The sequence below is a fragment of the Bilifractor sp. HCP3S3_D3 genome, from assembly GCF_052063915.1.
GTDB lineage: Bacteria > Bacillota > Clostridia > Lachnospirales > Lachnospiraceae > Bilifractor.
In genome coordinates, this window is sequence record NZ_JBQHWP010000005.1 from 150,105 (window position 1) to 162,688 (window position 12,584).

Genomic DNA, 12,584 nt, shown 5'->3' on the forward strand with positions numbered 1-12,584 from the left:
AAGAGGCAACGATGGAATTAAAAAGATCCGACTTGCATGACTATCAAGATTACTGTGTGGAGTTTGTTGAGAACCATCCGGAGGCGATGCTGATCCTTCAGATGGGCCTCGGGAAAACGATCATCAGTCTTACTGCCATCTGGGATTTGATGTTTGATTCCTTCGATGTTCATAAAACGCTGGTGATTGCACCTCTTCGTGTAGCCCGGGATGTCTGGCCGGAAGAAAAAGACCTCTGGACCCACACCAAGGGTTTACGGATGTCGGTCATCATTGGCAGCTGCAAAGAACGAGTGAGGGCACTTCGAGCAGATGCTGACGTCTATGTGATTAACCGGGAAAATGTGAAATGGCTATCTGACTGGTTGGAACGATACAAGATCCCATGGCCCTTTGATTGCGTCGTGGTGGATGAACTTAGCTCTTTCAAGAATTACAAGAGCCAGCGCTATAAGGCACTCCGGAAAGCACGTCCCTTTATCAAACGGATCTGGGGCCTTACCGGAACGCCTGCAAGTAATGGGCTTCTGGATCTCTGGGGAGAGGTTGCCATTATTGATCAGGGCAAGCGCCTTGGAAGGTTCATTGGGAGATACCGGGAATCGTTCTTCCGGCCCGGCGGTATGAATCCTTACACCGGAGTGGTTTATAACTATGTGCCGCTGCCCGGTGCTGAGGAAGCCATTTACAAGAAGATCGGAGATATCTCTGTTTCCATGAAAGCAAAAGACTTCCTGCCAGATCTGCCAAAATGCCTGACAGTTAACCATATGGTTGAGATGAGCCCGGAAGAAAAGAAACTCTACGAGGAATTGAAGAAAGAGCTTGTCCTTACGATTGATGGGAATGAAGTGGATGCTGCCAATGCGGCGGTTCTTTCCGGAAGACTTCTGGAGATGGCTAACGGAGCTGTCTACAACGAGAATCATGAGGTGATCCGGATCCACGACCGAAAACTGGAAATGCTGTCGGACCTCATCGAAGAAGCAGTCGGGCAGAACGTTCTGATTGCCTATTGGTATCAGCATGATCGTAGTCGGATCATCGAATACCTGAAGGAGAAGGAGATCACGGTACGAGACCTGAAAACCTCGGAGGATGTCGCCGATTGGAATGCAGGGAAGATCCCGGTCGCTCTGATTTCTCCAGCATCTGCTGGACACGGACTCAATCTCCAGCATGGCGGTCATATCCTGATCTGGTTCTCCCTTTGCTGGTCTTTGGAGATGAGGCAGCAAACAGACGCGAGACTCAACCGTCAAGGCCAGACCGAGGTCGTAACCATTCATAACATCGTGACAAAAGACACGATTGATGAAGACGTGTTAAAAGCGCTGGATGGGAAGAACACTACACAGGAGAACCTGATCCGGGCGGTACAGGCTCGTCTGAAATAAGCCAATCAGAGTCAACAACAGAAAATCAATGACAAACATATGCCAATCCAAGGAACAGAAATGAAGCATTTCAAGGAGGCTGCATATGAACAAAAATTACGGTCCCGATCCGTATCAGAATCTTGCCAATGCGATCGTTGCACAGGCGGCACAGGACTATTTGTCGGCACTTAAGAAACTGAAGAAGAATCCAAGAAACAGGATGGCTATGGATGAAGCCATGCAGCTGGAGCACTTCTTCCATTCTGGTTGGTATGGGGTTCTTACCAATGTGGATCCAGATTATCTGATCCGGAAGCTGAGAGAGAAGGTGGCAGCATGACACCAAAGGCATATCTCAATCAGGCTTACCGGCTGGAGCAGCGAATCCGGCTGCATCAGGAAGAACTGGAGAATTTAAGGATGCTGGCTGCCTCTGTTGGCAGTCCCGGATTCGAAGAGCATTACAATCCGAATCGTCCAGACGATGCACCATTCGTAAAAACGCTGGATCGCATCTGGGAGAAGGAAAAGAAAGTGAATGATGAGCTTTGCCTTCTCCTGAAGCTCAAAGACGAGATCCAATCCGTGATCGATCAGGTCGAGAACATGGATGAACGGTTGATTCTCACGTACCGGTATCTTAAGAACTACACCTGGATGCGGATTGGCGATGAGCTTTCCGCCGATGAACGTACTATCCGCAGATGGCACAGCAGAGCATTGTCCCATGTGAAGGTGCCAAAAAATCCTACGATGATCTAAATGCGCCGGAAATGTCCGCAAATGTCCGGGTGCTATATGTGATATGGTATAGTCAGCGAAGAAGATAGGATGAAGCTTCGAAGGATAAAACCTCCGGGGCTTTTTACGTGGGAGAAATCAGGAACGGAGGTGACGGACATGCCATACAAACCGAAGGTTCCCTGCAGGCATCCCGGCTGTCCGAATCTCGTGCCCGCCGGACAAAAGTACTGCGAGGAACACAAGAGGATGCACCCGGAAGAGAATCGGACTGCTGCAGCGCGAGGATACAACAGCCGCTGGAGACGGGAGAGCAAGAAGTTCTTAGCGCTCCACCCTCTTTGTGAGGAGTGTCTTCGACATGGCATCGCAACGCCTGCGACGGTTGTGGACCATATCGTTCCACACCGAGGAGACCCGAAGCTCTTCTGGGACAGATCGAACTGGCAGGCACTGTGTAAGAAGTGCCACGATAAAAAGACCGGAAGAGAGGACAGCAATCCGACGTATCGGTACTGAAAACGTGGGGCGGGGGAGGTTATAATCTTGAAAGGTGTTTCTACAGGAGACCGGCGCCCCCTCTTGCGTTGATTTTCGCAAAATTGATACCCCGGGGTCAGCGGGCAGACCGCCTGATCCTGGAAAAATCACATAACTTTTTCAAACCGCAGTTAAAGCAAGCAAACAAGCGCTTTTGCTGCGGCTTTTTCGTGCGCGGAACCGGGACGTTTCGGCTTGGAATTCCGCTGCGGAACATCCAGCCTGAGCGCCGCAGACTTTCGAGTACGTTTGGACTTTCGAGTACGCGAGGAGGATGCGATGGATGAGGATTTTGAAACACCTGACCTCTCGGAATTCCTCGACGCCTGCGCGAAGCAGTTCTGCCCGTGGTGCGGCAGGCCGATGGGACGAAATCCGATGGGCAGGCCACGGGTGTTCTGCTCAGATAAATGCCGCTGGGCTTACAACAGCTGGCGCCATAGAAAACGAATGAAGGAGAAAGAGAATGGAAACACCAATCCTGAAGAACATACCGGTGACGGAACTGAAGCCGGCAGCATACAACCCGAGAAAGAAACTGAAGCCGGGTGATAAGGAATACGAGAAGATCAAGAACTCGATCAAGGAGTTCGGCTTTGCGGATCCGCTTGTTGTGAATTCAGACATGACAATCATCGGAGGGCATCAGCGACTGACCGTTGCAATGGACCTTGGCTACACCGAAGTTCCGTGCGCCGTCGTCGATATTGATAAGACACGGGAGAAAGCACTGAATATCGCCCTTAACAAGATCACGGGCGCATGGGATGACAACCTGCTCGCCGACCTCCTGAAAGATCTTGAGGCATCCGACTTCAACACAGCGCTGACTGGTTTCGAGCCTCCGGAGATGGAGCAGCTTTTCAATAAGGTCTGCGATAAAGACGTGACGGAGGACAGCTTTGATGTTGATGAGGAACTGAAGAAGCCGACCTTCTCCGAGGCGGGTGACCTCTGGCACTTGGGACGGCATCTTGTTCTCTGCGGAGATTCCACGGACCCTGCTTCTTACGAGAAGCTGATGGATGGTCAGAAGGCAAACGTGATCGTGACGGATCCTCCGTACAACGTAGACGTTGAGGAGACTGCCGGTAAGATTATGAATGATCACATGGCCGACGAGGATTTCTACAAGTTCCTGCTTGCCGCCTACACCTGCATGCATGACAACCTTGCGGACGATGGATCGATCTACGTGTTCCATGCAGATACCGAAGGACTGAACTTCCGCAGGGCGTTTGCCGATGCGGGTTTTTACCTGTCTGGCTGCTGTATCTGGAAAAAGAACGCGCTTGTTCTTGGGCGTTCTCCGTACCAGTGGCAGCATGAGCCGTGCCTGTTTGGATGGAAGCAGGGCGGTAAACACGAGTGGTACAGCGACCGGAAGCAGACCACGATCTGGGAGTATGATCGCCCGAAAGCATCAAAGGATCATCCGACGATGAAACCGGTGCAGCTCTTGGCTTATCCGATTCGGAATTCCTCGATGACGAATGGTATCGTGCTCGATCCGTTCCTTGGTTCCGGCAGTACGCTGATTGCCTGCTGCGAGACCGACCGGATCTGCAGAGGCATCGAATTGGACCCGAAGTTTGTCGATGTCATCGTGAAGAGATACATCGAGCACGAAGGCGGCAAGACCGAAGATGTGTATGTGGTGAGAAATGGCCAGAAGCTCACGTTTGAGGAAGCTGCTGCAGATATGCCAAAGGAGGAAACCGCATGAATGCAGAAGAGAGACTTCTTGAAAATGGCTATGACGGAGTAAAGTTCCTCACGAACTACAGTTACGACGATGCTCTGATCGGTGTAACGGATGATGGTCGTGCCGTCTATGACTATGAGCGAATGGTCGAATGGCTGATGGAGACAGAGGGCTGGTCCTATGAGGATGCTGCCGAGTGGGTCTGCTACAACACGCTCCGGGCAATTCCCTACATGGGAGAGGACGCGCCGATCGTTATCAATCGCCTCGAGGACGTGGATATTATGCTGCGACCACAAGACTGATATTTGTTTCATTTTCTGCTCGAATCTAGTTGCTATCATCGCCCTTCAGAGTGATGTATGTAGTACCAAAAAAAGCTGGGACTCATGCAAAGGAGGACATGGATATGCTGAGATTCGAAAAGAACGTAGAAGATAGAAAGGTTATGGTGTCGCGCCTTGGCGAGCTTGTCGGTGTTAAGCCACATTATACGATGGCGCCGAGAATGGCATTTGAAATCGGAGACTGGACCGTCGAGCGGGATGGAACACTGACGGTTGATGATGACAAGGCCAATGCTGACATTCTTCACACCCTTTCAGAGGAAGGATTGATCAAAATGCCTGAGACAGAAGAAAACAACCAGAGCGCAGAGCCAGAGGAAGCACATGAGGAGCTGGCGGTGAATATTGCCCTGCCACTTACCGGGCACACCGGCAACTCGCTCAGAAACCTTGTAAACCTGATCTACCAGAGGGCGGATCTTATCAACAAAGCGACCGCCAGCCATTTCAAAGCAGATCTTGATTTAGTAAATGCCTTAAAGAACGAGACGGATCTTCCTCTGGAGAAGGCACTTGAGATTCTTGTCGGGCACCGTGATGATCTCATTGGTGTCGGGATCACCGAGGACAAGATCGTCTTCACCGGTTTTCCAGAGCTGGCGGATTCAGATACGCTCCGGGCTTATATGGATCTTGCCTGCCATATGAACAGCCAGGCGATTTCGCAAAAAAGGATCTATCCCAAATACGTGGACGACACCAGTGAAAAGTACGCTTTCCGGATCTGGCTGACCCGCCTTGGGATGAACGGATCAGAGTTCAAGACCACTCGGAAGATCCTGATGAAGAACCTTTCCGGATACGCTGCTTTCCGGAACAAGGAAGAAGCTGAAAAGTTCTATGCTGCGCAGAAAGCAAAGCATGAAGCAGCAAAAGAAAGCACGCAGGAACAACGCTAAAATACACGATTTCTTCTCCTGAATTTTGTGGGAAATACACCTTCGAATTGACTGGATATATGTGCCCTTCAGAGTGATTAATACACATGCAAAAAGGAAAGCACATAAGCCAAAGGAGGCAAAACCATGAAGGATACAGAGAAGAGAATCGAAGCCATGAAGCAGCAGACGATCGGAGTTGAGATCGAGATGTACGGGATCGCAAGAAGCAAGGCAGCCGAGGTTGCTGCCGCCTTCTTCGGAACCGGGAGATGCGAAGACACCGCAAGACGGAACGGCTACCGGGCATGGAGCGCTTGGGACGCACAGGGCCGGGAATGGAAATTCCAGCGGGATGCCAGCATCCGGGCAGCAAGGGAGGAAGAATCCTGCGAGATGGTGACCCCGATCCTTACCTACGAGGACATCGAAAACCTGCAGGAACTGGTACGGCAGCTCAGGCATGCAGGTGCGAAGAGCGACCCGAGCCACATGTGCGGAGTCCACATACACATCGGAGCGAATGGCCACGACGCCAAGACGCTCCGGACGCTGGCAAACCTGATGGCAAGCCATGAGAGCCTTCTGATCAGCGCCCTCCGGTTAGACAGAAGCCGCATCGACCGCTACTGCCAGACGGTAGATCCGGATTTCCTGAAGCGCCTCAACAAAAAGAAACCGGACACCATGCAGGAGCTTTCCGACATCTGGTACGAAGAGAACCACGCAACCTACGGACGGCGCGAGCATTACAACAGCAGCCGCTACCACATGCTGAACCTGCACGCTACTTTCACCAAGGGCACGATCGAGTTTCGCCTCTTCCAGTTCGCAGACGCAGGAAACGGCAAACGCGGAGGCCTTCACGCAGGAGAGCTTAAGAGCTACATCCAGCTTTGCCTCGCCCTTTCCGCAGCAGCGAAGATCCAGAAGACGGCTAGCCCGAAGGAACCGCAGCACGAGAATCCAAGATATGCGATGCGCACCTGGCTTCTTCGGATGGGATTCATTGGCGACGAGTTCGCTACGGCAAGGGAGATCCTGACAAAGAACCTTGCAGGCGACACCTCCTTCCGGAATGGAAGGGTTGCATAAACCGAAGAGACAGCCTTCGGCTACCTTACCCGCCACAGAGCGGGCTTAAGGTGGTAGAAGGGTATCCCTTCGGAAAGGAGTAAAGATGATGAGATTTCCGAATGACAAAGAACTGAAAGAGATACGGGAGCACTACCCGGCAGGGACTCGTGTAGAGCTTTTGAAGATGGATGACCCGCAGGCCCCGCCAGTCGGAACCAAGGGCACGGTCACCGGAGTGGACGATGCCGGATCGATCCTGGTCCGCTGGGACAATGGATCTTCCCTGAACGTTGCTTATGGCGCAGATCGTTGCAGGCTTTTGGTCGGGGAGTTCACAAAGACCGTCCGGGATCAGATCCTTGCGGTCCGGGATACCGGAGAGACGAACATGTTCGATGTACCGATGGTTCAGAGCATTGCAAACCGCCTCGGCTACTATGAGCTGGTGATCTTCCTCATGGATCATGCGAAGGAGTACGTGAACTTCATCCTAAAGGGAGAGGTCTAAAACACACAGTTTCCGCGCAAGAATCTTGTGCAGTTTATGGTCTACATCTCCTTGCTATCACAGCGCTTCAGAGTGATATATGTACATGCCAAAGGGATAGGCAAACAAAACAAGCCGAAAGCAAGGAGGACAAAGCCATGACAAACATTTTTGAAGAAACCTACAACCGCATCGAAGAAGCAAAGAAAGCCTACAAGGCAGCCACCACCGCCGAGGAAAGGGACGCCGCAAGAGAAACCGCGAAGGCAGCCGAGGATCAGATCGACGAGATGGGCGACATTGCCCACAAGATCTACCGGGCTTACGAGAAATCAAGAGACAACGAGAATGAGATTTTAAACTTCGACGACATCATCTGGGACCGGGATGTAGAAGCCCTTACCGCCTGCATGAAGGAGAACGGCATCAAGGCATTCACCTACAGCTGCAGAGCAACGGATGCGATTGAAACCTTATGGCTTTTCAAACAGGCAGGCTGCACGATCGGAAAGATGGTCGAGGTCAACCTCAGGAAGGACTTCTTCGGAAAGGGCTACGAGAAAGGCCACGCCTTCAAGATGATCCTGAACTAAAAAGACAAAGGAGGATGCACCACAGCGGGGCCTCTTCCTCGTACAAGATACACAGTTTTTACATGGATCTTTGTGACATATATCCGACAGAACTCCTTGCTATATAGTGCCTCAAGAGTGATTAATGTACATGTCAAAGGAAAAGGGTATACACAGAAAACGGAGGACAAAGCCATGTGGAACAAAGGAAGCATCAAGATCGAAAACCAGATTTTTACCTACTGCGCAAAGGTATATGGTGAGCCAAGTGAGGAATACGGAATCGAGGGTGGCAAGATCAGTAAGCTTGAGATTCGCCTCGGTGATTTCCCGGTCGCAAGATACGACAGAGGATGGGACATTGAACCGGTGACCGAAAACGCACAGCTTGCGGTGGCTGCAATCCTGCACAGCATGAATTAAAAGACAAGACAGCAAATTCCGGGAGGGAGCCAAGCGGCTCTTTCTCTCGTACACATACATACCACATGGGATGGGATCGCTTCGGCGGTCTTTTTTTTGATGGACAGAAAGGAGGTGTTCCCTATGGCGACCAGAGGAAGAAAGCCGACTCCAACAGCAATCAAGGAGCTGGAAGGAAATCCGGGAAAAAGAAAACTGAATGAGAACGAGCCAAGGCCAGAACGAAAAGCACCTTCCTGTCCAAAATGGCTCGACAAAGAGGCAAGGAAGGAGTGGCATAGGCTCGCAAAGAAGATGGAAGCCATCGGCGTTCTTACGGAAGTCGATATGGCTGCTTTTGCGGCTTACTGTCAGTCCTACGCGAGATGGAAGGAAGCAGAGGAGTTCATCAGCCAGCACGGTTCGATCGTGCGAACGCCTTCCGGATACTGGCAGCAGGTCCCGCAGGTGTCAATCGCCCAGACCTATATGAAACAGATGGGAAAGTTCGCGACCGAGTTCGGTCTGACTCCAGCTTCCAGGTCGAGGCTGATTGCAGATGCTGGGCAGGCAGGGCCGGGTGATGAAATGGAGGAACTCCTGGGAGGTGATCCGTAATGGAGGAACGTCCCGAGGATATGCCAAAGCTCACGGACTATCAGCCGACCCGGTTCATGCTGCCGACGTCCCATTATGATGCATCAAAAGCAGACCGGGCGGTGAAGTTCATCGAGATGCTTCGACACACCAAAGGCAAGTGGGCCGGAAAGCGTTTCTGGCTCCTTCCGTGGCAGGAACAGATCATCCGGGATCTCTTTGGGATCGTGAAGCCCGACGGGAACCGGCAGTTCCGGACAGCTTACATCGAAATCGGAAAGAAGAATGGAAAGTCAGAGCTTGCTGCTGCAGTTGCCCTGTATCTCCTGTACGCAGACAACGAGCCATCCGCTGAAGTCTACGGTGCAGCTGCAGACCGGCAGCAGGCATCCATTGTCTTTGATGTCGCCCACCAGATGGTGAACATGGCACCGGCGCTTTTGAAGCGGTCAAAGATCATGGCCGCCAGCAAGCGGATTGTGAACTACTCAAACGCTGGATTCTACCAGGTGCTTTCGGCAGAGGTAGGAACGAAACACGGCTTGAATGTATCCGGGCTTGTGTTTGATGAGGTTCACGCGCAACCCACTAGAAGACTCTTCGATGTACTCACACAAGGGTCTGGTGATGCACGCGAACAGCCATTGTATTTCCTTATTACAACGGCGGGTACAGATAAGAACTCGATCTGCTATGAGTTGCACCAGAAGGCAAAAGAGATCCTCTCCGGTCAGAGAGTGGATCATACATTTTATCCTGTCGTCTATGGACTGGAAGAAGGAGAAGACTGGCACGATGAGAAGAACTGGTACAAGGCAAATCCAAGCCTCGGACAGACGATCACTATCGAGCGTGTGCGGGAGCATTACCACGAGGCGATGGAGAACCCGGCAGAGGAAGCGGTGTTTAAGCAGCTCCGGCTAAACATGTGGGTATCCAGTACGACCGCCTTCATTCCGGAGCAGGTCTTTGATCAGGGAAATGAACCGATTGATCTGGACAGCCTCCGGGGAAGGGAGTGCTATGGCGGTCTCGACCTTTCCAGTACTGGTGATATCACAGCGCTCGTTCTGATGTTCCCGCCAAGGGACGAGACAGAGAAATACATCTGCCTTCCGTTCTTTTGGGTACCGGAGGACACCATTCCGATCCGGGTGCGCCGGGCATCAGTCCCCTATGATGTGTGGGTGAAGCAGGGATACATGAAAGCGACCGAAGGAAATGTGATCGACTACAACTTTATCGAGAAGTTTATCCTCGACCTCTACAAGATCTACAACATCAAGGAGATCGCGGTCGACCGCTGGAATGCCACCCAGCTCATCATTAACCTGCAGGACGATGGGATGACAATGATTCCCTTCGGGCAGGGATTTAAGGATATGTCCCCTCCTACGAAAGAGTTCTACAAGCTGATGATGGAGGGAAAGATCATCCATGGTGGCAATCCGGTCCTTCGCTGGATGGCGCTGAACGTGGTGGTGGATCGCGACGCCGCGGACAATGTGAAACCTACGAAGGCAAGATCCCCTGAAAAAATCGACGGCATCGTCGCCGCAATTATGGCGTTGGATCGGTGTATCCGGCAGGAACATTCAGATAGCGTTTATGACAGCCGGGGGCTGATCACATTTTGATGGAGGAAGTATCGATGGGATTTAACGATCTATTTCACAGAAGGAAGGCAAGAGCAGATCCGCAGGACATGACATCTGGGAGCGTGTACCGGGCTTACTACGGACACACCTCCTCCGGAAAGACCGTGACGGAGCGAAGCTCCATGCAGGTGACCGCTGTGTATGCCTGCGTCCGGGTGCTTGCAGAAGCTGTGGCCAGCCTGCCGCTTCACCTCTACAAGGAAGAGGATGGCAGCAAGGTAAAGGCAACGGATCATCCTTTGTACTTTCTTCTCCATAGCGAGCCAAACGAAGAGATGACAGCCTATTCCTTCTGGGAGACCCTCATGACACACCTTCTCCTGTGGGGTAATGGCTTTGTGCAGATCATCCGGAATGGAAAGGGAGAAGTCACAGCGCTGTATCCTCTGATGCCAAACCGCATGACCGTGGACCGCGATGAGAACGGGCACATCTACTACCAGTACCTCTGGTCCAAAGGATCCGATGCACCGACGATGAAGGAGACGATCGTGAAGCTCTCTCCCCATGAGGTGATGCAGATCCCGGGGCTAGGTTTTGATGGTCTTGTCGGATACAGCCCGATTGCGATGGCAAAAAACTCGATCGGCCTTTCGATGGCGTGTGAGGAATACGGCTCGAAGTTCTTTGAGAACGGAGCAGCGCCTTCCGGTGTCCTCGAGCATCCGGGCATCCTGAAGGATCCGGAGAAAGTGAGAGATAGTTGGCAGGCAGCATTCGGCGGCAGCCAGAATGCCGGGAAGGTAGCCGTCCTCGAGGAAGGAATGAAGTATTCACCGATCTCCATCAATCCGCAGGAGGCACAGTTCCTCGATACGAGAAAGTTCCAGATTGATGAGATTGCACGGATCTTCCGGGTGCCTCCCCATATGATAGGAGACCTTGAGCACGCGACTTTTTCGAACATCGAGGAACAGTCACTCGAATTCGTGACCTACAGCCTGCAGCCTTGGCTGACCCGGATTGAGTCGGCGATCTCCCGGTCGCTTCTTACCAAAGACGAGAAGATGGTCTACTACGCGAGGTTCAATGTCGATGGGCTTCTTCGTGGCAACTACGCCTCCCGGATGCAGGGCTATGCGACCGGCATCAGTAACGGTTTTATGTGCGTAAATGATGTGCGGCGACTGGAGAACATGGATCTTGTCCCGGATGAAGAGGGAGGAAACCTGTTTCTCGTGAACGGCAGCATGACGCCTTTGAAATCAGCAGGGGCAGCTTATCAGCAGAGCGGTTCGAATGGTGGTACGGATCCTCCTGAGCAGGAAGAGACTGATCCGCAACAGGAACCGGAGGAGGATACCCAAAATACAAAACCCCGCAGAAGGGGAAGGAGGAACTCATGAACAAGTTTTGGAAGTGGGTGCGCAACAAGGCACCGGATGGTGAAGATCCGGGCCTTGCGGAACGCACTCTGTTTTTGAACGGAACCATCGCTTCTGAGAGCTGGTTTGACGATGACGTCACTCCGGCTCTTTTTAAGTCCGATCTCGATTCCGGGAAAGGCCCGATTACGGTCTGGATCAACTCTCCCGGCGGCGATGTCTGGGCGGCAGCACAGATCTACAACATGCTCCTGTCTTACGGCGGGAAGGTCACGGTGAAGATCGATGGTCTTGCGGCTTCTGCAGCCTCTGTGATTGCGATGGCAGGCGATGAGGTACTTGTCTCGCCTGTTTCGATGCTGATGATCCATAACCCGTCCACGATGGCGATGGGCGACAAGGATGATCTGGCGCAGGCGATCTCTATGCTGGATTCCGTGAAGGATTCCATCCTGAATGCCTACGTGAAGAAGACCGGTCTTTCCAAGAACAAGCTCTCAAAGCTCATGGATGATGAGACCTGGATGGACGCCAACAAGGCGGTCGAGCTTCATTTTGCAGACCGCGTGATGGAACGCCCGGATCTTTACCATGAAGACGAGCAGGCAAAGAAAGTGCCGGACGAGGGTGATCCGGATGAGAAAGAGCCGGAGGAATCCAAGGAACAGGAGGATCAGCCGGCACAGGAATCCGAGGATCCTGAGAAGAAGGACAAGGATCTGATCCACACAGGATTCCTTTATTCCAGTCGCCAAATGGCGGCTGACTTCACCAACAAGGTGAAGAAACACTACGCAGTAACCAGTAAAGCAGAGGAAGGCCGGAGCGTGGATGCTCTCATGGAGCGCCTGAATCTGCTGCGCACAATGATGTGAG

General features: G+C 52.2%; 16 protein-coding genes. All 16 read left to right on the plus strand.

What is annotated here, in order from left to right; genetic code table 11:
- The first annotated feature begins 11 nt into the window (after window positions 1–11).
- The 16 genes from ACTNDI_RS04645 to ACTNDI_RS04720 all read left to right on the plus strand — a co-directional run bounded on the left by ACTNDI_RS04645 (window position 12) and on the right by ACTNDI_RS04720 (window position 12,583).
- Window positions 12–1,397 carry an SNF2-related protein gene (locus ACTNDI_RS04645; protein ID WP_441099587.1) on the plus strand — a complete coding sequence of 462 codons (1,386 nt, stop codon included), beginning with the start codon at window positions 12–14 and terminating at the stop codon, window positions 1,395–1,397.
- Between the two features lie 85 nt (window positions 1,398–1,482).
- Window positions 1,483–1,719 (plus strand): hypothetical protein, encoded by a 237-nt coding sequence (locus ACTNDI_RS04650; protein ID WP_441099588.1) that lies wholly within the window; start codon window positions 1,483–1,485, stop codon window positions 1,717–1,719.
- Entirely contained in the window at window positions 1,716–2,141 is a 426-nt protein-coding gene (locus ACTNDI_RS04655; RefSeq protein WP_441099589.1) for a sigma factor-like helix-turn-helix DNA-binding protein, read from the plus strand. The genes ACTNDI_RS04650 and ACTNDI_RS04655 overlap by 4 nt, the downstream gene beginning before the upstream one ends.
- Before the next feature lie 138 nt (window positions 2,142–2,279).
- Complete coding sequence (locus ACTNDI_RS04660; RefSeq protein WP_441099590.1) at window positions 2,280–2,639, plus strand: HNH endonuclease; 360 nt, start codon at window positions 2,280–2,282, stop codon at window positions 2,637–2,639.
- A gap of 300 nt (window positions 2,640–2,939) precedes the next feature.
- Window positions 2,940–3,212, plus strand: coding sequence for a hypothetical protein (locus tag ACTNDI_RS04665; protein ID WP_441099591.1), 273 nt, complete (start codon window positions 2,940–2,942; stop codon window positions 3,210–3,212).
- Window positions 3,127–4,386 (plus strand): site-specific DNA-methyltransferase, encoded by a 1,260-nt coding sequence (locus ACTNDI_RS04670; RefSeq protein WP_441099592.1) that lies wholly within the window; start codon window positions 3,127–3,129, stop codon window positions 4,384–4,386. Before ACTNDI_RS04665 ends, ACTNDI_RS04670 begins: the two co-directional genes overlap by 86 nt.
- Window positions 4,383–4,670, plus strand: coding sequence for a hypothetical protein (locus ACTNDI_RS04675; RefSeq protein WP_441099593.1), 288 nt, complete (start codon window positions 4,383–4,385; stop codon window positions 4,668–4,670). The genes ACTNDI_RS04670 and ACTNDI_RS04675 overlap by 4 nt, the downstream gene beginning before the upstream one ends.
- Window positions 4,671–4,774: 104 nt before the next feature.
- On the plus strand, window positions 4,775–5,611 hold the full coding sequence (locus ACTNDI_RS04680; RefSeq protein WP_441099594.1) for a hypothetical protein: 837 nt from the start codon (window positions 4,775–4,777) through the stop codon (window positions 5,609–5,611).
- Between the two features lie 126 nt (window positions 5,612–5,737).
- Entirely contained in the window at window positions 5,738–6,685 is a 948-nt protein-coding gene (locus tag ACTNDI_RS04685) for an amidoligase family protein (protein WP_441099595.1), read from the plus strand.
- Window positions 6,686–6,770: 85 nt separating this feature from the next.
- A complete protein-coding gene (locus ACTNDI_RS04690) occupies window positions 6,771–7,175 on the plus strand; it encodes a DUF4314 domain-containing protein (RefSeq protein ID WP_441099596.1) in 405 nt (134 codons plus the stop codon).
- Window positions 7,176–7,312: 137 nt separating this feature from the next.
- Complete coding sequence (locus ACTNDI_RS04695; protein WP_441099597.1) at window positions 7,313–7,747, plus strand: DUF7698 family protein; 435 nt, start codon at window positions 7,313–7,315, stop codon at window positions 7,745–7,747.
- A 174-nt stretch (window positions 7,748–7,921) separates the two neighbouring features.
- Entirely contained in the window at window positions 7,922–8,149 is a 228-nt protein-coding gene (locus ACTNDI_RS04700; protein ID WP_441099598.1) for a DUF7678 domain-containing protein, read from the plus strand.
- Between the two features lie 123 nt (window positions 8,150–8,272).
- Window positions 8,273–8,746, plus strand: coding sequence for a phage terminase small subunit P27 family (locus ACTNDI_RS04705; protein ID WP_441099599.1), 474 nt, complete (start codon window positions 8,273–8,275; stop codon window positions 8,744–8,746).
- Between the two features lie 20 nt (window positions 8,747–8,766).
- Window positions 8,767–10,362 (plus strand): terminase large subunit, encoded by a 1,596-nt coding sequence (locus ACTNDI_RS04710; protein WP_441099628.1) that lies wholly within the window; start codon window positions 8,767–8,769, stop codon window positions 10,360–10,362.
- A gap of 14 nt (window positions 10,363–10,376) precedes the next feature.
- On the plus strand, window positions 10,377–11,729 hold the full coding sequence (locus tag ACTNDI_RS04715; RefSeq protein ID WP_441099600.1) for a phage portal protein: 1,353 nt from the start codon (window positions 10,377–10,379) through the stop codon (window positions 11,727–11,729).
- Entirely contained in the window at window positions 11,726–12,583 is an 858-nt protein-coding gene (locus ACTNDI_RS04720) for a head maturation protease, ClpP-related (protein ID WP_441099601.1), read from the plus strand. The genes ACTNDI_RS04715 and ACTNDI_RS04720 overlap by 4 nt, the downstream gene beginning before the upstream one ends.
- Window position 12,584 lies beyond the last annotated feature (1 nt).

Bases quoted from the DNA above. Each gene is read 5' to 3' on its own strand.
- ACTNDI_RS04645 (WP_441099587.1), top strand. From the start codon at position 12: ATGGAATTAAAAAGATCCGACTTGCATGACTATCAAGATTACTGTGTG.
- ACTNDI_RS04650 (WP_441099588.1), top strand. From the start codon at position 1,483: ATGAACAAAAATTACGGTCCCGATCCGTATCAGAATCTTGCCAATGCG.
- ACTNDI_RS04655 (WP_441099589.1), top strand. From the start codon at position 1,716: ATGACACCAAAGGCATATCTCAATCAGGCTTACCGGCTGGAGCAGCGA.
- ACTNDI_RS04660 (WP_441099590.1), top strand. From the start codon at position 2,280: ATGCCATACAAACCGAAGGTTCCCTGCAGGCATCCCGGCTGTCCGAAT.
- ACTNDI_RS04665 (WP_441099591.1), top strand. From the start codon at position 2,940: ATGGATGAGGATTTTGAAACACCTGACCTCTCGGAATTCCTCGACGCC.
- ACTNDI_RS04670 (WP_441099592.1), top strand. From the start codon at position 3,127: ATGGAAACACCAATCCTGAAGAACATACCGGTGACGGAACTGAAGCCG.
- ACTNDI_RS04675 (WP_441099593.1), top strand. From the start codon at position 4,383: ATGAATGCAGAAGAGAGACTTCTTGAAAATGGCTATGACGGAGTAAAG.
- ACTNDI_RS04680 (WP_441099594.1), top strand. From the start codon at position 4,775: ATGCTGAGATTCGAAAAGAACGTAGAAGATAGAAAGGTTATGGTGTCG.
- ACTNDI_RS04685 (WP_441099595.1), top strand. From the start codon at position 5,738: ATGAAGGATACAGAGAAGAGAATCGAAGCCATGAAGCAGCAGACGATC.
- ACTNDI_RS04690 (WP_441099596.1), top strand. From the start codon at position 6,771: ATGATGAGATTTCCGAATGACAAAGAACTGAAAGAGATACGGGAGCAC.
- ACTNDI_RS04695 (WP_441099597.1), top strand. From the start codon at position 7,313: ATGACAAACATTTTTGAAGAAACCTACAACCGCATCGAAGAAGCAAAG.
- ACTNDI_RS04700 (WP_441099598.1), top strand. From the start codon at position 7,922: ATGTGGAACAAAGGAAGCATCAAGATCGAAAACCAGATTTTTACCTAC.
- ACTNDI_RS04705 (WP_441099599.1), top strand. From the start codon at position 8,273: ATGGCGACCAGAGGAAGAAAGCCGACTCCAACAGCAATCAAGGAGCTG.
- ACTNDI_RS04710 (WP_441099628.1), top strand. From the start codon at position 8,767: ATGCCAAAGCTCACGGACTATCAGCCGACCCGGTTCATGCTGCCGACG.
- ACTNDI_RS04715 (WP_441099600.1), top strand. From the start codon at position 10,377: ATGGGATTTAACGATCTATTTCACAGAAGGAAGGCAAGAGCAGATCCG.
- ACTNDI_RS04720 (WP_441099601.1), top strand. From the start codon at position 11,726: ATGAACAAGTTTTGGAAGTGGGTGCGCAACAAGGCACCGGATGGTGAA.